The 17,950-nt window shown below is 70.4% G+C and carries 16 protein-coding genes and 1 tRNA gene; 5 read left to right on the top strand and 12 right to left on the bottom strand.

All coding sequences use genetic code 11. The features are described from left to right. Positions 1-129: 129 nt before the first annotated feature. The 11 genes from VFN12_RS11550 to VFN12_RS11500 form a co-directional block, all read right to left on the bottom strand. Positions 130-202 (bottom strand) — tRNA-Ala (locus tag VFN12_RS11550). A gap of 30 nt (positions 203-232) precedes the next feature. Next, positions 233-880 (bottom strand): histidine phosphatase family protein, encoded by a 648-nt coding sequence (locus VFN12_RS11545; RefSeq protein ID WP_325118832.1) that lies wholly within the window; start codon positions 878-880, stop codon positions 233-235. Then, positions 867-1,235: a ribosome silencing factor gene (gene rsfS, locus VFN12_RS11540; protein WP_325118831.1), complete on the bottom strand. Its 369-nt coding sequence runs from the start codon at positions 1,233-1,235 to the stop codon at positions 867-869. Before rsfS ends, VFN12_RS11545 begins: the two co-directional genes overlap by 14 nt. After that, complete coding sequence (nadD, locus tag VFN12_RS11535) at positions 1,232-1,816, bottom strand: nicotinate-nucleotide adenylyltransferase (RefSeq protein ID WP_414690038.1); 585 nt, start codon at positions 1,814-1,816, stop codon at positions 1,232-1,234. Before nadD ends, rsfS begins: the two co-directional genes overlap by 4 nt. A 47-nt stretch (positions 1,817-1,863) precedes the next feature. After that, positions 1,864-2,019, bottom strand: a complete 156-nt coding sequence (locus tag VFN12_RS11530) for a hypothetical protein (protein ID WP_325118830.1) — start codon at positions 2,017-2,019, stop codon at positions 1,864-1,866. A 23-nt stretch (positions 2,020-2,042) separates the two neighbouring features. Then, entirely contained in the window at positions 2,043-3,293 is a 1,251-nt protein-coding gene (locus VFN12_RS11525) for a glutamate-5-semialdehyde dehydrogenase (RefSeq protein ID WP_325118829.1), read from the bottom strand. A 63-nt stretch (positions 3,294-3,356) separates the two neighbouring features. Next, complete coding sequence (locus VFN12_RS11520; protein WP_325118828.1) at positions 3,357-4,310, bottom strand: electron transfer flavoprotein subunit alpha/FixB family protein; 954 nt, start codon at positions 4,308-4,310, stop codon at positions 3,357-3,359. Between the two features lie 13 nt (positions 4,311-4,323). Beyond that, entirely contained in the window at positions 4,324-5,100 is a 777-nt protein-coding gene (locus VFN12_RS11515; RefSeq protein WP_325118827.1) for an electron transfer flavoprotein subunit beta/FixA family protein, read from the bottom strand. A 191-nt stretch (positions 5,101-5,291) separates the two neighbouring features. Continuing rightward, positions 5,292-5,672, bottom strand: coding sequence for a hypothetical protein (locus VFN12_RS11510; RefSeq protein WP_325118826.1), 381 nt, complete (start codon positions 5,670-5,672; stop codon positions 5,292-5,294). 72 nt (positions 5,673-5,744) lie between these two features. Next, positions 5,745-6,536, bottom strand: coding sequence for an enoyl-CoA hydratase/isomerase family protein (locus VFN12_RS11505; RefSeq protein WP_325118825.1), 792 nt, complete (start codon positions 6,534-6,536; stop codon positions 5,745-5,747). Between the two features lie 23 nt (positions 6,537-6,559). Further along, positions 6,560-7,624 (bottom strand): M36 family metallopeptidase, encoded by a 1,065-nt coding sequence (locus VFN12_RS11500; RefSeq protein WP_325118824.1) that lies wholly within the window; start codon positions 7,622-7,624, stop codon positions 6,560-6,562. A gap of 122 nt (positions 7,625-7,746) precedes the next feature. On the opposite strand from VFN12_RS11500, the gene glgX reads away from it, so the two are divergent. Beyond that, positions 7,747-9,900: a glycogen debranching protein GlgX gene (glgX, locus tag VFN12_RS11495; protein ID WP_325118823.1), complete on the top strand. Its 2,154-nt coding sequence runs from the start codon at positions 7,747-7,749 to the stop codon at positions 9,898-9,900. A gap of 104 nt (positions 9,901-10,004) precedes the next feature. Here glgX and glgP read toward each other — a convergent pair whose 3' ends face one another. Continuing rightward, a complete protein-coding gene (glgP, locus tag VFN12_RS11490) occupies positions 10,005-12,584 on the bottom strand; it encodes an alpha-glucan family phosphorylase (protein WP_325118822.1) in 2,580 nt (859 codons plus the stop codon). A 103-nt stretch (positions 12,585-12,687) separates the two neighbouring features. On the opposite strand from glgP, the gene VFN12_RS11485 reads away from it, so the two are divergent. The 4 genes from VFN12_RS11485 to VFN12_RS11470 form a co-directional block, all read left to right on the top strand. After that, entirely contained in the window at positions 12,688-14,670 is a 1,983-nt protein-coding gene (locus VFN12_RS11485) for an alpha-1,4-glucan--maltose-1-phosphate maltosyltransferase (protein ID WP_325118821.1), read from the top strand. Next, on the top strand, positions 14,667-16,388 hold the full coding sequence (gene treS, locus VFN12_RS11480) for a maltose alpha-D-glucosyltransferase (RefSeq protein ID WP_325118820.1): 1,722 nt from the start codon (positions 14,667-14,669) through the stop codon (positions 16,386-16,388). The genes VFN12_RS11485 and treS overlap by 4 nt, the downstream gene beginning before the upstream one ends. After that, positions 16,385-17,770 (top strand): maltokinase N-terminal cap-like domain-containing protein, encoded by a 1,386-nt coding sequence (locus VFN12_RS11475; protein ID WP_325118819.1) that lies wholly within the window; start codon positions 16,385-16,387, stop codon positions 17,768-17,770. Before treS ends, VFN12_RS11475 begins: the two co-directional genes overlap by 4 nt. Further along, positions 17,770-17,950, top strand: a 181-nt coding sequence (locus VFN12_RS11470; protein WP_325118818.1) for a GlgB N-terminal domain-containing protein, incomplete at its 3' end; no start/stop codon positions are given. The genes VFN12_RS11475 and VFN12_RS11470, both read left to right, overlap by 1 nt.

Raw genomic sequence — 17,950 nt, 5'->3', positions numbered from 1 at the left:
TCGGCAGGCCGGCATTCGCGCGGCAAAACGTCGCCATTTCAGGCTCCCACGGGCACGGCGGGCACGGGAGACCCGTGCGGGTGGTTTCCCGGCGCATGAAAAGGGCCGCCCGTGGGCGGCCCTCAGGAGTGGAGCTGAGGGGACTCGAACCCCTGACCCCCTGCATGCCATGCAGGTGCGCTACCAGCTGCGCCACAGCCCCAATCGTCGCCCGTGGGCAACTCGCGGAATCCTAGCCAACTCGGCGAGCGGAAACGAAATCGGGTGCGATCCGGTTCCAGGCCGCGAGTCGGAGCCGGCCGTCGACTCCACTGTCCTGGAGCACCGCCCAGCCGCAGTTGTCCAGCGCGTGCAGGCCGGCGGCGGCGCCCTCGGACCAGCCGAGCAGCTCGAGCACCGACACCTTGAGCGAACCCCCGTGGCCGACCATCACGCCGCACTCCCCCGGGGCCAGCGCCGCCAGGGCCTCCTCGGCACACGTGGTCACCCGGGCGACCACGGCGGCCCGGCTCTCACCACCGGGCACGACGTCGTAGTGGCCCGCGCGGAACTCGCGGTACTCCTCGGGGTAGGCCCCGGCGAACTCGGCCATGGTGAGGCCGGTGCGCTGACCGAGGTCGAACTCCCGCAGTCGCGGATCGGGTCGCAGGTCGAGGGAGGCCTCCTTCGCGACGTACTCGGCCGTCTGCCGGGCCCGGGCCAGGTCGGAGGACCACAGCAGCGCCGGGGTGAGCGCGGCGACGTACGGCGCCGCCGCGGCCGCCTGGGCATGGCCGGTCTCGTCGAGCTCGACGTCGCTGTGGCCCTGGGCCCGGCCCTCCAGGTTCCACGACGTCCGACCGTGCCGGAGCAGGACCAGGGTGCGCTCAGCGCGTGACATCGGCGGGCAGCTCGATGAGCGGGCAGTCGCGCCAGAGCCGCTCGAGGGCGTAGAACTCCCGCTCCTCCTCGTGCTGGACGTGGACCACGATCTCGCCGTAGTCGATCAGCACCCACCGCCCGTCGCGCTCCCCCTCGCGCCGGACCGGCTTGGCCCCGATCTCGCGGAGCTTGTCCTCGACCTCGTCGACGATCGCCTTGACCTGCCGGTCGTTGCTCGCGGAGGCGAGGACGAAGGCGTCGGTGATCGCGAGCTGGTCGCTGACGTCGAAGGCGACGATCTGCTGGCCGAGCTTCTCGGCGGCGGCCGCAGCCGCGGCCCGGACGAGGGTGAGGGCGTGGTCGGTGGCGGTCATTCGTGGTCTTTCGCGGGGTAGAGGTTGTGCTTGGCGATGTACTGGACCACGCCGTCGGGGACGAGGTACCAGACGGGCTCACCCCGCTGGTGGCGGGAGCGGCAGTCGCTGGAGGAGATCGCCAGGGCGGGGATCTCGACCAGGGTCACGCGGTCGGCGGGGATCGGGCCGAGGGTCGAGGCGTCCATGTCGTAGCCGGGACGGGTGCAGCCGACGAAGTTGGCGAGGCCGAAGAGCTCCTCGACGTTGCGCCAGGTGAAGATGTCGGCCAGCGCGTCGGCGCCGGTGATGAAGTAGAGCTCCGTGTCGGGCATCTCGGCACGCAGGTCCCGCAGCGTGTCGATGGTGTACGTCGGCCCGGCGCGGTCGATGTCGACGCGGGAGACCCGGAAGCGCGGGTTGGCGGCGGTGGCGATCACGGTCATCAGGTACCGGTGCTCGGCGGGCGAGATGACCCGGTCCGACTTCTGGTAGGGCCGGCCGGTGGGCACGAACACGACCTCGTCGAGGTCGAACCACGCCTGGACCTCGCTGGCCGCCACCAGGTGACCGTGGTGGATGGGGTCGAACGTGCCACCCATCACCCCGACCCTGCGGGCCCGGGGCTCGGTGGAGGCGGAGTCGGTGCTCAGCTGTGCTCGCGTCCCCCGCCGAAGGCGACCAGCGCACCGAGCAGCGCCAGCAGGATCAAGAGGGAGACTCCGCCGATGGCCCAGTTCAGGACCTCGTCGACCTCTTCGTGGGACTCCGCGGCCATGACGACGGATGACAGGACGAGCGACATGCCGGCAAGCCTACCGGGAGCCGTCAGCGGACATGACCGTCCCCGGTCACGACGTACTTCGAGGTGGTCATCTCCGGCAGCCCCATCGGGCCGCGGGCGTGGAGCTTCTGGGTGCTGATGCCGATCTCGGCCCCGAACCCGAACTCCGCCCCGTCGGTGAACCGCGTGGAGGCGTTGACCAGCACGGCCGCGGAGTCGACGGCGGCCACGAACCGGCGGGCCGCCCCCTGGTCCTCGGTCACGATCGCGTCGGTGTGGTGGCTGGAGAATCGGTGGATGTGCTCGATCGCCTGGTCGAGGTCGTCGACCACGCGGGCCGAGATGTCGAGGGAGAGGTACTCGGTCGCATAGTCCTCGTCGGTGGCCGCCACGACGCCGTCGTACCCGGCGAGGTGGGGGTCGCCGTGGATGGTCACCCCGGCGTCCTGGAGTGCCGGGACCAGCCTGGGCAGCAGGGCCCCGGCCACGTCCGCGTGCACCAGCAGCGACTCCGCGGCGTTGCAGACGCTGGTCCGGTGCGTCTTGGCGTTGAGCACGATCGCGAGCGCCTTGTCGAGGTCGGCGGCGCGGTCGACGTAGACGTGACAGTTGCCCACGCCGGTCTCGATCACCGGGACCGTCGACTCCTCCACCACGCTGCGGATCAGTCCGGCGCCTCCCCGGGGGATGAGGACGTCGACGAGTCCGCGGGCCCGCATCAGCTCCTTGACGCTCTCCCGGGAGTCACCGGGGACCAGCTGCACGACGTCGGCGTCGAGTCCGGCGGACTCCACGGCTGTCCGCAGGGCCGCGACGATGGCGGCGTTGCTCGATCGCGCGCTGGAGCTCCCCCGCAGCAGGACCGCGTTGCCGGACTTCAGGCAGATCCCGGCCGCGTCCGCGGTCACGTTGGGGCGGGCCTCGTAGATCATCCCGACCACGCCGAACGGCACCCGGACCTGGCGCAGCTCCAGCCCGTTGGCCAGGGTGCTGCCGCGCAGCACCTCCCCGACCGGGTCGGGGAGGCCGGCCACGTCACGCAGTCCCTCCGCCATGGCGGCCAGGCGTTGCGGAGTCAGCCTCAGGCGGTCGACGACGTTGGCCGGCGTACCACCGGCCTCGGCCCGGCTGACGTCCTCCGCGTTGGCGGCGAGGATTCGATCCTCGGCGGTCCCCAGCGCGTCGGCCATCGCCCGCAGCGCCCGGTCCTTCTGCGCCCGGGTGGCCAGGGCGAGGCCGCGACTCGCCTGTCGCGCGCCTTCGGCGGCCCCGGCGACCGAGGTTGCGGTGCTCATGCCCCGAGCCTAGAACGCGCTGACCCGCCCGAAAGTTTCGGGCGGGTCAGCGTTGGGGGCGGGTCAGCCCTTGCGCTCGTTGACCTGCTCGGTGGCCGCGGGCAGGACCTTGTGCAGGTCGCCGACCACGCCGAAGTCGACCAGCTCGAAGATCGGCGCCTCCTCGTCCTTGTTGACGGCCACGATCGTCTTCGAGGTCTGCATGCCGGCGCGGTGCTGGATCGCACCGGAGATGCCGTTGGCGATGTAGAGCTGCGGAGAGACGGTCTTGCCGGTCTGGCCGATCTGGAAGCTGTGCGGGATCCAGCCGGAGTCGACGGCGGCACGCGAGGCGCCGACCGCTGCGCCGAGGGCGTCGGCGAACTCCTCGATCGGACCGAACTCGCCGCCGGTGCCGCGACCACCGGACACCACGATCGCGGCGTCGGTGAGCTCGGGGCGGCCGGTCGACTTGCGCGGCTGCGAGGCCACGACCTTGGCGCCCTTGGCGACGTCGGAGATGGTCGCCGCGAACTCCTCCACCGCGGCCGCACCCTCGACCTCCTCGGGCGTCGCCGAGTTGGGCTTCACCGTGATCACGGGCGTGCCCTTGGTGACCTTGGCGGTGACGGTGTAGTTGCCGGCGAAGACGGACTGGGTCGTCACCGGTCCCTCCTCGACGTCGACGGCGTCGGTGATCAGGCCGGACTCGATCTTGATGGCCAGCCGGCCGGCGATCTCCTTGCCCTCGAAGGACGAGGGGATGAGTACGGCGGCCGGGGACGCCTTCTCCACCAGCTGCTGGAGCACCTCGGCCTTCGGCGCGACGAGGTAGCCCTTGATCTCGCTGTCGTCGACGACGTAGACCTTCTCGGCGCCGTACTTCTTGACCTTCTCGGTGGCCTCCGAGGCCTTGTCCTTCGGACCGATGAAGACCGCGGAGGGCTCGCCGAGACGGCGCGCCAGCGTGAGGAGCTCGTAGGTGGGCTTCTTGACCGCGCCCTCGGCGTGGTCGATCAGAACCAGGATCTCAGTCATGGGTGAACGCTCCTCAGATGAACTTCTTGGAGGCGAGGAAGTCGGTGAGCGCCTTGGCCCCCGAGCCGTCCTCGTCGGTGACGATCTCGCCCTGGGTGCGAGGCGGCCGCTCGGTCGTCTCCTGCACCTCGGTCCAGGCGACGGACAGGCCGACCTGGTCGGCCTCGACGCCCAGGTCGCCGAGCGAGAAGGTCTCGAGCGGCTTCTTCTTGGCCGCCATGATCCCCTTGAACGACGGGTACCGGGCTTCGCCGGACTGGTCGGTCACCGAGAGCACGAGCGGCATCGTCGCGCCGATCACGTCGGTCGCCGAGTCGCTGTCGCGCTTGATCCGGACCTGGTCGCCCTGGGTCTCGATCACCGAGGCGAGGGTGACCTGCGGGAGCTCGAGCCGCTCGGCGAGCATCGCCGGGACCACGCTCATGCTGCCGTCGGTCGACGACATGCCGCAGACCACGAGGTCGGTCGAACCGATCTTCTCGACCGCCTTGGCGATCACCAGCGAGGTGGCGATGGCGTCGGAGCCGGCAATCGCGTCGTCGAGCACGTGGACGCCCTTGTCGGCTCCCATCTGGAGGGCCTTGCGGACCGCGTCCACAGCCTGCTCGGGACCGACCGTGAGCGCGATGACCTCGACGTCGTCGGGCGTCGCGGCCTTCTCCTTGATCTGGAGGGCCTGCTCCACGGCGTACTCGTCGAGCTCGGACAACAGGCCGTCGACGCCCACGCGGTCGACGGTCTTGTCGCCCTCGAAGTGCCGATCGCCGGTCGCGTCGGGAACGTATTTCACACAGACAACAATGTTCATGGTGTGGCCGTTGCGGCCCCTCCTGTGCACTCGGTGTGGCCGATGAGGTTGTGCGGTGAGGTTACTAGCGGGAAACCTTCGGGCGAAACACGTCCGCCGGTGGGGTCGCTCACAGGGAGTCGTGGGTCACAACCAGGACCCAACCGGAGCGGGCGATCCGTCGCCCGGGCGGGTCAGGGCTGGATGAGCCGTACCACGATCCGACCGACGATGAGCCAGGCGATGGCGCCGATGCCCCAGTTGAAGAGGGCGTTCTTCACGTCGGCGTTGGACCCCTCGAAGGTCTTGACGCCGTCCCGGCGGGAGAAGATGTCGAGATCGAAGAAGTTGGCCCCGGCGACGACGAACTCGACGAGCGGGTTGTCGGGGTTGAAGTCGAGCGCGATGCAGAGTGCACCGACGGCCAGGAACACCGCCGCGACCACGAAGACCAGCCACACCACCTGGGCCACCCGGGTGCGCACCTGCGCCACCGTGGTGCTGCCGCCCTTGATGGAACGCCGGCTCCCGTCGTCCTTCTTGTCGCTGTCCTTCTTGTCTGACCTGTCAGCCACTGACTTCCCTTTGCTCGAGCCGCCGTTCGGATGTTGCGAACGAAGGATGGCAGATTTTCGACCCGAGGAGGATCAGCGTCCGCGGAACTCGGCCTTTCCGGGGCCGTTCTCGACGAAGGAGGCCATCCCGATCGCCCGGTCCTCGGTGGCGAACAGGGCGGCGAACTGCTGCCGTTCGATTCCCAGGCCGGTCTCCAGGTCGACCTCGAGCCCCCGGTCGATGGTCTCCTTGGCCGCGCGGAGGGCGTAGGTCGCGGCGCCGGCGAACTGCCCCGCCCAGTCCACGGCCTCCTGGTAGACCGCGTCCGGCGCGACCACCCGGTCGACGAGGCCGATCGCGAGCGCCTCCTCGGCCTTGACGAAGCGGCCGGAGAAGATCAGGTCCTTGGCCCGGCTGGGTCCGACCAGCCGGGTCAGCCGCTGGGTTCCGCCCGCGCCGGGGATGATGCCGAGCAGGATCTCGGGCTGGCCGAGGACGGCGTCCTCGGCCGCGAAGCGGACGTCGGCGCACAGCGCCAGCTCGCAGCCGCCACCGAGGGCGTACCCGGTGATGGCCGCGACCACCGGCTTGGGGATCTTGGCCACGGCGGTGAACGCGGACTGGAGGCCACCGGAGCGCTTGATCATGTCGGTGTACGACATGTCGTTCATCTCCTTGACGTCAGCGCCGGCGGCGAACACCCGCTCGCCGCCGTAGACGACCACGGCCTTGACGTCGTCGCGCGCGGTCGCCTCGTGCGCCGCGGCCCGGATCTCCTCCTGGACCTGCTCGTTGAGGGCATTCATCTTCGGCCGGTCCAGCCGGAGCGTGGCCACTCCGGCCTGCTCTCCGGAACCCACCTCGAGTCGTGCGAACTCACCCATCAGGTCGTGTGCTCCTGTCCTCGTCAGAACGTGATGCCGCGAGCCGCGAACCTATCGCGCACCAACCGGGCAGCCTTCGCCCCGTCCCGTGTGAGCGCCTCCCGGTAGGTCGCCTCGGCGGCCGCCTGGAACGTCGTGGCCGGCGCGTAGGCGAACTGCGAGCTGATCAGCGTGGTGTCCCAGGCCTCGCTGCCCAGGCCCTGGGCGATGTAGCCCAGCCGGATCTCCCAGAGCGCCTGGCTCCAGATCTGGCCGACGCTGTGGATGCCCCAGTTGTCGGGGCGGTTCTGGATGGTGAACCCGGTGTGGAAGTTGCGGATGCAGTGCGGCGCGGTCGGGTCGTAGGACGTGGCGTCCCAGTCCATCGGGCAGGACTCCGGGGCCCGGACCGGCCACCCGCTGTCGCGGGCCGTGTCGAGACCGACCGACACCGCGAGGTAGTCGCCGAACGACTCACCGATCGCACCGGCGTCGAAGCTGCCGCCGAAGCCGGGGATCTGGTCGTTGTGCACGGCGTGGCCGTACTCGTGGACGATCACCTCGGCGTCCTCGGCGTCGTCGACCCCGCCCTTGCCGAGCCGGATCAGGTCCTTCTTGTCCCACATGTAGGAGTTGTCGATCCCGTTCTGGTTGATCCGCACGTCGAACGGACGCTTCAGGATCGGCGGCAGGCTGGACCCGAACCCGAGAGACTGGAGGTACTCCTGGGCCTGGTCCACCCAGTAGTAGGCCATCACCTGCTCGAACTCGTCCTGGCTGCGGTCGTAGACGAAACGGTTGGTGTCGCTGTAGGCGAGGGCGCCGGTCGTGCTGCGCACGTTGGCCCAGGCGCCGGAGAGGTAGCCGGAGCCGTCGAGGTTGCCCAGGGTCACGGTGGCGTACTCCGACGCGGGCACCGCCGTGGCGGAGTCCTTCTCGTCGCGCAGAGTCTGGTCACCCGAGGACTGGACGGGATTCACCTTGAACACGGAGGCGACGCCGGTCGACGACGCGCTGCCGGCCGGAGCGGCCTGGATCGGTGCCGCGGTCAGCGCAGCGACAGTGGTGGCGGTGGCGAGACCGCCGATGACGAGCCGGATCCTGTTCACGGGTGTCCCCTCCCTCGGTGGGCGCATGTGGCGCCCGTCACCCGCGCATCCTGCCCTGCCGACCCTCCGAAGACCAAGACGACATGAGGATCGGCACAGTGAACAGTGGTCCAATGGTCGGCGTGAGCCCGAACCGCTGGCGATGGCAGCACCGTGACCAGTCGGCGCCGGTCTGGCCGGGCTCCCACCACGGGCTCGGGGCCACCTGGTCCCCCGAGGCCACCAACTTCGCGGTCCGGTCCCCGGAGGCGACGGCCGTGTGGGTCTGCCTGTTCGGCGAGGACGGGTCGGAGTCCCGGCACCAGCTCACCGAGCACACCCTGGGCGTGTGGCACGGCGAGATCCCCGGCGTGCCCGTCGGCCAGCGCTACGGGTTCCGGGTCGACGGGCCCTGGGACCCCCGGCACGGTCGGCGGTTCAACCCCCTGAAGCTCCTCCTCGATCCCTACTCACGGGCTGTCACCGGCGAGGTCCGGCACGGGCCCGACCTCCTCCCCCACGACCGGCCGGATGACCCGCACGGCGAGCGCAGCGATCGCGACTCGGCCGCCTCGATGCCGCGGAGCGTGGTCGTCCACGACGACTTCGACTGGGAGGGCGACACCCGGCTGCGCACCCGGTGGCGCGACACCGTCGTCTACGAGCTGCACGTCAAGGGGTACACCGCGCTGCACCACGAGGTCCCCGAGCACCTGCGCGGGAGCTTCGCTGCGCTGGGCAGTCCCACCGTGACGCGCTACCTGCAGGACGTCGGGGTGACGGCCGTCGAGCTGCTGCCGGTGCAGCACTTCGAGACCGAGCCGCACGTGGCGGCCCGCGGGATGCGCAACTACTGGGGCTACAACACCCTCGGGTACTTCGCGCCGCACGCGGGGTACAGCTCCGCCGGCGATCGGGGACAGCAGGTCACCGAGTTCAAGCAGATGGTCAAGGACCTGCACCGGGCCGGGATCGAGGTGATCCTCGACGTCGTCTACAACCACACCGCGGAGGGGCCGGCGGACGGGCCGGCGTACAGCTTCCGAGGGCTCGACGACATCGGCTTCTACAAGCGCGCCCACGCCGCCGACGACGCGTACTGGGACGTGACCGGCTGCGGCAACACCGTCGACTCCGGCTATCCGGGAGCGTTGCGCCTGATCCTCGACTCGCTGCGTTACTGGGTGACCGAGATGCACGTCGACGGCTTCCGGTTCGACCTCGCCTCCGCCCTGGCCCGCACCGACCACGACATCGACATGCACTGCGCCTTCCTCACCACGATCGGGCAGGACCCGGTCCTGCGCCACGTGAAGCTCATCGCCGAACCGTGGGACGCGTCGATGGACGGCTACCTGGTCGGGTCGTTCCCCCCTCCCTGGGTGGAGTGGAACGACCGCTTCCGCGACACCATCCGGGACTTCTGGCGGCAGGGGTCCCGGGGCATCCGCGACGTCGCGTCCCGGCTGGCGGGCTCGTCGGACCTGTACGCCGACGACGGCCGCTCGCCGTACGCCTCGGTCAACTTCGTCACCGCGCACGACGGCTTCACCCTGCGCGACCTCGTCTCCTACGAGACGAAGCACAACGAGGCCAACGGCGAGGAGAGCCGCGACGGGACCGACAACCACCGGTCGCAGAACTGCGGCGTCGAGGGCGACACCGACGACCCGGAGGTGGTGGGGCTGCGCCAGCGGATCGCCGCCGGGCTGATGGCCACGCTGTGCCTCTCGAACGGGGTGCCGATGATCACCGCCGGCGACGAGAGGGGGCGCACCCAGCGCGGCAACAACAACCCCTACGTGCAGGACAACGAGGTGTCCTGGCTCGACTGGCGGCCCGACGACGCGTGGCTGGACCTCTACGAGGTGACCAAGGCGGCCCTGCGGCTGCGCAAGGAGCATCCTGCCCTGCGGCAGCGGCACCACTTCGAGGGCACCCCCTCGATCGCGGGCGGGCCGAAGGACCTGGCCTGGCTGCACCCCTCGGGCAGGGAGATGACCGAGGCGGACTGGCACGACGACACCCTGCACGTGGTGGGCATGTTCGTGTCCGGCGATCCGCTGCGCGCACCCGGGCCCCGCGGGGAGCAGCAGCGCGACTCCTCGTTCCTGATCTGGCTCAACAGCAGCGCCGACCCGGTCGAGGTCACCCTGCCGCAGAACGACTGGGTGAGGTCGGGCGAGGTGGTGCTCTCGACCGATCCGGGACTCGACCGCGGCACGCCCGTGGCGGCCGGTGACGTTCTCACGCTCGGCGCGCGCTCGGTCGTGGTCGCCGAGTCGGAGACGCGCTAGCGGATCCGACTGATGGTGGTCGAGCAAGCCGTCGCCGGCCGACCTGCGAGGTCGGCGAACCGGCGTGTCGAGACCCGGTGACGTCCGGTGCGACCGCCACCGACCTACGGCACCGCCACGACGCCCAGCTCGGCGGGTGAGATGAGGAAGTCGTTGCGCGGGACCACCCGGACCGTGTAGCCGAAGCCACCGCTGCGCTCGAGCTGGACAGACCCGTCGAACCGGTGCCGGCCGCCCTCGTAGCTCTCGACCGCGGCCAGGGACTCGACCTGGGTGTTGACCAGGGTGTCCGCGGGTGTGACGACGCCGTGCACCAGCTGCACGTCCACGTCGTCGGGGGCCAGGTCCCCGAGCCCGACGTAGGCCTGCACGGTGAGGGTGGAACCCACCTCCGGTGAGTCACCCACGCCGTGGCTCTCGACGTGCTCGACCCGGACCGCGGACCACCCCGCACGGATCCGCTGCTTCCAGTCCGCCAGCCGGGCGGCGCCCGCGTAGTCGGCGTTGAGCCGGCGTCCCGCGACGGCGGCCGGCCCGTAGAGCTCCGTGACGTAGTCGGACACCATCCGGGTGGCGAGGACCTTGGGGCCCAGCGACTTCAGCGTGTGCCGCACCATCTCCAGCCAGCGGGACGGCACGCCCTCGTCGTCGGCGTCGTAGAAACGGGGGGCGACCTCGTTCTCGATCAGGTCGTAAAGGGCCGCCGACTCGATGTCGTCGCGCCGGTCGGGGTCGTCGACGCCGTCGGCCGACGGGATCGCCCAGCCGTTCTCGCCGTCGTACCACTCGTCCCACCAGCCGTCGAGGATCGACAGGTTGAGGCCGCCGTTGAGCGCGGCCTTCATGCCCGAGGTACCGCAGGCCTCGTAGGGTCGCAGCGGGTTGTTGAGCCAGACGTCGCAGCCGGGGTAGAGCGGCTGTGCCATCGCGATGTCGTAGTTGGGCAGGAAGACGATGCGGTGCCGGACCTCCGGGTCGTCGGCGAACTTCACCATCTCCTGGATCAGCTTCTTGCCGCCGTCGTCGGCCGGGTGGGACTTGCCGGCGATGATCAGCTGCACCGGGCGCTCGGGGTGCAGGAGCAGGCTCTTGAGGCGCTCGGGATCACGCAGCATCAGCGTGAGCCGCTTGTACGACGGCACCCGGCGGGCGAAGCCGATGGTGAGGACGTCGGGGTCGAGCGCGGAGTCGATCCACCCCAGCTCGGTCGGTGCGGCGCCGCGCTTGGACCACGACCTGGCGAGGCGGCGCCGGACGTCCTCGACGAGACGCTGGCGCAGCATCCGCTTGGTCGCCCAGATGTCCGGCCCCGGGACCTTGTCGACGAGCGCCCAGAAGCGGTCCGGGTCGTCGGAGTCCCGCTCGAGCCCGTGGGCCGCGGCCAGCTCGAAGACCTCGCGGCCCACCCAGGTCGGGGCGTGCACGCCGTTGGTGATCGACCCGATCGGCACCTCGGCCTCGTCGAAGGCCGGCCACAGGCCGTTGAACATGCCGCGGCTCACGTGCCCGTGGAGCTGGGAGACGCCGTTGGCCCGCTGGGCCAGCCGGAATCCCATGACCGCCATGTTGAAGACCGAGGGGTCACCGCCGTCGTAGTCCTCGGCCCCGAGCGCCAGGATCCGGTCGACCGGGACACCGGGCGTGGCACCGGAGCCGCCGAAGTACTGCTCGACCAGCTCCCGGGAGAACCGGTCGATGCCCGCCGGCACGGGGGTGTGGGTGGTGAACACCGTGGAGGCGCGACCGACCTCGAGTGCCGTGTCGAAGTCGAGGTGGGGGCCGGCGTCGGGCACCGTCAGCTCCCGGATCCGCTCCAGGCCGAGGAACCCGGCATGGCCCTCGTTGGTGTGGAACACCTCCGGCTCGGGTGCGCCGGTGATCCGCGAGAACGCGCGCAGCGCCCGGACGCCACCGACGCCGAGGAGCAGCTCCTGGCGGAGCCGGTGCTCGCTGGTACCGCCGTAGAGCCGGTCGGTCACGTGGCGGAAGTGGTCGGGGTTCTGCTCGACGTCGGAGTCGAGCAGCAGCAGCGGGACCCGACCGACGTGGGCCACCCAGATCTGGGCGACCAGCTCGGCCTCCTCCGGCATCGTGATCGACACCTGGGCCCGGGAGCCGTCGTCCTCCATGAGCAGCGTCAGCGGGAGCTCGTCGGGGTCGATCACCGGGTAGGTCTCCTGCTGCCAACCCTCGCGCGAGAGTGCCTGCTTGAAGTACCCGTGCCGGTAGAGCAGCCCGACGCCCACCAGCGGCACCCCGAGGTCGCTGGCCGCCTTGAGGTGGTCACCGGCGAGGATGCCGAGCCCACCGGAGTACTGCGGGAGCACCGCTGTGATGCCGTACTCCGGCGAGAAGTACCCGATGGCCCGGGGCACGTCCCCACTGTCCTGGCGCTGGTACCACCGGTCACCGGTGAGGTACTCGTGGAGGTCCGCACTGGCGCTCTCGAGCCGGCCCAGGAACCCGGTGTCGGCCGCGAGCTGGTCGAGCCGGTCCCGGCCGACCGCGCCGAGCAGCCGCACCGGGTCGTGCCCGACGGAGTCCCAGACCTCGGGGTCGACGGCCTGGAAGACGTCCTGCGTCGGGGGGTGCCAGGACCACCTCAGGTTGCTGGCGAGGTCGCCGAGAGCAGCCAGTGGACCGGGGAGGACGGGGCGGACGGTGAATCGTCGGATCGCGCGCACCCGCCGACGGTAGCGCCGATCTGTTGAACGTTCCAAGTCCGCCGGTCCGCCCTGCGCACCCCCGGCTTGCGCGGGCGGGTCCCGATTCGCAAGTGTGGGGGTCATGGTCGGACGCATCCCCGTCATGGACGTCAAGCCACTGGTCGACTTCGGGCGTCAGCCCGCGAAGGCGACCGTGGGCGAACCGTTCCCCGTCTCCGCCACCATCTTCCGGGAGGGCCACGACAAGCTGGGCGCCGAGGTGGTGCTCATCGCCCCCGACGGCACTCGCCGCCCACCGGTCCGGATGGTGACGGACCCCCACGTCCCCGACCGCCTCTCGGCCTGGGTGACCCCGGATGCCGAGGGAGCCTGGACGTTCGAGATCCAGGCGTGGTCCGACCCGCTGTCGACCTGGCAGCACGACGCCGGGATCAAGATTCCGGCCGGCATCGACGTCGAGCTGATGTTCACCGAGGGGCGGCTGCTGCTGGAGCGGGTCTCCGCCGGGCTCGAGTCGACTCCCGAGCAGAAGCTGGTGGCCGGCGCCATCGACGCCGCCGCGGACACGGACCGGCCGGTCGGGGCCCGACTGGCGGCGCTGCAGGACCCCGAGCTCGAGGAGGTGCTGCACGCCAACCCGTTGCGCGACCTGCTGTCGACCGAGGGCCCGTTCAAGGTGTACGCCGACCGGGCCCGGGCGCTCTACGGGAGCTGGTACGAGTTCTTCCCCCGTTCGGAGGGGGCGGAGGTCGACCCCGAGACGGGCAAGGTCACCAGCGGGACCCTCCGGACCGCGGCCCGTCGGCTCGACGCCGTCGCGGAGATGGGCTTCGACGTGGTCTACCTCCCGCCGATCCACCCGATCGGCGAGGTGAACCGCAAGGGACCCAACAACACGCTCACCCCCGGCCCCGACGACCCCGGATCACCGTGGGCGATCGGCAGCCGCCACGGCGGCCACGACGCGATCCACCCCGACCTGGGGACCTTCGACGACTTCGACGCCTTCGTGGCCCGCGCCGGTGAGCTCGGACTGGAGGTGGCCCTCGACCTTGCGCTCCAGTGCGCCCCGGACCACCCCTGGGCCACCGAGCACCCCGAGTGGTTCACCACGCGCGCCGACGGCAGCATCGCCTACGCCGAGAACCCGCCCAAGAAGTACCAGGACATCTATCCGCTGAACTTCGACAACGACCCCAAGGGGCTCTCCCGGGAGATCCTGCGGGTGGTGAAGCTGTGGATGAAGCACGGCGTGCGGATCTTCCGCGTCGACAACCCCCACACCAAGCCGGTCGCCTTCTGGGAGTGGCTGCTCGCGGAGGTCCGGCGCACCGATCCCGACGTCGTCTTCCTCGCCGAGGCCTTCACGCGCCCGGCCATGATGCGGGCCCTCGGCGCGGTCGGCTTCCAGCAGAGCTACACCTACTTCACCTGGCGCAACGCCCGGGGCGAGATCGAGGACTACCTGCGCGAGCTGGCGCACGAGACCGACCACCTCATGCGGCCGAACTTCTTCGTGAACACCCCCGACATCCTGCACGCCTACCTGCAGTACGGCGGTCCGGCGGCCTTCAAGATCCGGGCCACGCTGGCGGCCACCTCGTCGCCGAGCTGGGGCGTGTACGCCGGCTTCGAGCTGTTCGAGCACGTCGCCGTGAAGCCCGGCAGCGAGGAGTACCTCGACTCGGAGAAGTACCAGATCCGGGTCCGGGACTGGGAGGGCGCGGCCGCCGAGGGCCGCACCCTGGCGCCGTACCTGCGGCGGCTGAACGAGGTCCGCCGCCAGCACCCGGCCCTCCAGCTGCTGCGCAACATCACCATCCACAGCAGCGACGACGACAACATCCTCGTCTACAGCAAGCAGGCCCGCCTGCCGGACGGGGAGACCGACCTGGTGATCGTGGTCATCAACCTCGACCCGCACTCCACCCGGGAGACGATGGTCCACCTCGACCTCCCGGCGCTGGGGATGGACTGGCACGACTCGTTCCTCGTGAACGACGCGTTCACCGGTGAGACCTGGACGTGGGGCCAGCACAATTACGTGCGGCTGGATCCCGGCCACGAACCGGCGCACCTGCTGTCCGTCAGGAGGCCGCGTTGAGCGCCTCGAGGACGATCGAGGAGACGGTCGAGGCGGCGCACGAGGGTCCGGAGTGGTTCAAGACCGCCGTGTTCTACGAGGTCCTGGTCCGCTCGTTCCGCGACTCCAACGCCGACGGCACCGGTGACTTCCGGGGTCTGATCGAGAAGCTCGACTACCTGGAGTGGCTGGGTGTCGACTGCCTGTGGATCCCGCCGTTCTTCACCTCGCCCCTGCGCGACGGGGGGTACGACGTCGCCGACTACACCGACATCCTCCCCGAGTGCGGGACCGTCGACGACTTCCACGAGCTGCTCGACGAGGCCCACAAGCGGGGCATCAGGGTGATCATCGACTTCGTCATGAACCACACCAGCGACGCGCACCCGTGGTTCCAGTCCAGCCGGGAGGACCCGGACGGCCCCTACGGCGACTTCTACGTCTGGTCCGACACCGACGACCTCTACCAGGACGCCCGGATCATCTTCGTCGACACCGAGCCGTCGAACTGGACGTGGGACCCCGTCCGCCAGCAGTACTACTGGCACCGGTTCTTCTCCCACCAGCCCGACCTCAACTTCGACAACCCGAAGGTGCGGCAGGCGATGTTCGACGCCCTCTCCTTCTGGCTCGACATGGGGCTGGACGGGTTCCGGCTCGACGCCGTCCCCTACCTCTACGAGCGTCCGGGCACCAACGGCGAGAACCTCCCCGAGACCCACGAGTTCCTGCGACAGGTGCGCGAGTACGTCGACACCAACTACCCGGGACGGGTCCTGCTCGCCGAGGCCAACCAGTGGCCGGCCGACGTCGTCGACTACTTCGGCGACTTCGAGAAGGGGGGCGACGAGTGCCACATGTGCTTCCACTTCCCGGTGATGCCCCGCATCTTCATGGCGGTGCGGCGCGAGTCGCGCTTCCCGATCTCCGAGATCCTCGAGCAGACCCCCGCGATCCCCGACGGGTGCCAGTGGGGCATCTTCCTGCGCAACCACGACGAGCTGACCCTCGAGATGGTCACCGACGAGGACCGCGACTACATGTGGGACGAGTACGCCAAGGACCCACGGATGAAGGCGAACATCGGCATCCGCCGCCGCCTCGCGCCGCTCCTCGACCACGACACCAACCGGATGGAGCTGTTCACCGCCCTTCTGCTGTCGCTGCCCGGCTCGCCGGTCCTCTACTACGGCGACGAGATCGGCATGGGCGACAACATCTGGCTCGGTGACCGCGACGGCGTGCGCACGCCGATGCAGTGGACGTCGGACCGCAACGCCGGCTTCTCCTCGGCCACGCCCGGCAAGCTCCACCTGCCCCTGATCCAGGACCCGGTCACGGGCTACCAGAGCGTCAACGTCGAGGCGCAGCTGGAGAACTCCTCCTCGCTGCTCCACTGGACGAGGCGGATGATCCACGCCCGCCGCCAGCACCCGGCGTTCGGCCTCGGCTCGTTCACCGACCTCGGAGGGTCCAACCCGAGCGTGCTGTCCTACGCCCGGGAGCACGATGGCGACGTCATCGTCTGCATCAACAACCTGTCCCGCTTCCCACAGCCGGTGGAGCTGGACCTGCGGCGATGGGAGGGCATGATCCCCGTCGAGCTGCTCGGCGGCGTGCCGTTCCCGCCGATCGGTGAGCTGTCGTACCTCCTCACGCTGGGTGGGTACGGCTTCTACTGGTTCCGGTTGACCCGACCGGCCACCGAGCGCCCGACGACCGAGGAGGGAAGAGCGTGACGCCCGACCTCACGACCCACCTCACCGGTGCCCGCTGGTTCGGTGGCAAGGGGCGTCCCCTCACCGTCACCGGCACCCGGCGGCTCGGGACGCTCGGCCCCGCCCGCCCGACCGACGAGGAGCCGACCCTCGTGCTCGAGCTCGTCACGGTGCAGTACGCCGACGCCGAGGGCGGCACCGAGTACTACCAGGTGCCGCTGTCGTGCTACGCAGCGGCCGTCGACCACCTGGACCATGCGCTGGTCGAGGTCTTCGACGACCCGGAGCTCGGCAGCGTCCACGCCTACGACGCGGTGCACGACCGGTTCGCCATGGCGTACCTGCTGGAGTCGTTCGACCGTCCGCCGTCGACCGGTCCCCTGCGCTTCGAGCGGCTCCCGGGCCACGACCTCGACCTGACGACGCACTCCAGCCTGTTCACCGGCGAGCAGTCCAACTCCTCGGTGGCCTTCGGCGAGGACGCGCTGCTGAAGGTGTTCCGCAAGATCACGCCCGGGCGCAACCCGGACATCACCGTCCACGACGTGCTGACCCGGGCGGGCTCCGACCACGTCGCAGCACTCTTCGGCTGGCTGGAGGCCGACTCGCTGGTCGAGGGCGAGGTGCTGCAGCTGGCGATGCTCCAGCAGTTCCTCCGGACCGCCAGCGACGGCTGGGAGCTGGCGCTGTCCAGCGTCCGCAACCTGTTCGCCGAGGCCGACCTGCATGCCGACGAGGTGGGTGGCGACTTCGCCGGCGAGGCCGCCCGGCTCGGCGTCGCCCTGCGCGAGACCCACGACACGCTCGCCGAGAACTTCCCCACCCGGGTGCGCACCGACGCCGAGCAGGGCGACGTGGCCGCCGGCATGCGGGAGCGGCTCGACGCCGCCATCGAGGTCGTGCCCGGGCTGGCGGAGCACGCCGCTCCGGTCCGCAAGGTCTTCGAGGCCGTCGCCGACCTCGCCGACGTCCGCGTCCAGCAGATCCACGCCGACCTGCACCTCGGCCAGACGCTGCGCACGGTACGCGGCTGGAAGATCGTCGACTTCGAGGGTGAGCCGGCGCGGCCGCTCGCGGAGCGGCAGCTGCCCGACACGCCCTGGCGGGACGTCGCCGGGATGCTGCGCTCCTTCGACTACGCGCCCCGCGTCGTCGAGCGGACCTTCGACGACGCCGACCCCTCGGCCGGCGACCAGCGGGCCTACCGGGCGGCGGAGTGGTCCAAGCGCAACCGCGCGGCCTTCCTCGAGGCCTACACCGAGCGCGAGCTCACCCACGACGAGAACCTGCTGCTCTCGGCGTACGTCGCCGACAAGGCGGTCTACGAGACCGTGTACGAAGCGCGCAACCGACCGACCTGGGTGTCGATCCCCCTGGACGCGATCTCCCGAGTGAGGCCCTGATGACCACCCCGATGAACCCCGGTGTCCTGCCCGTCCCCCGCGAGGAGCTCGACCAGATCGTCCGGGGAGAGCACGGCCATCCCCACGCCGTCCTCGGTGCGCACCCCCACGACGGCGGGGTGACCGTGCGCGTCCTCAAGCCGCTGGCCTCCTCGGTCGCCGTGACCTGGGGCGACGAGC

The organism is Nocardioides sp. (assembly GCF_035703625.1).
GTDB lineage: Bacteria > Actinomycetota > Actinomycetes > Propionibacteriales > Nocardioidaceae > Nocardioides.
This window is presented reverse-complemented; position numbering and strand designations above follow the sequence as displayed.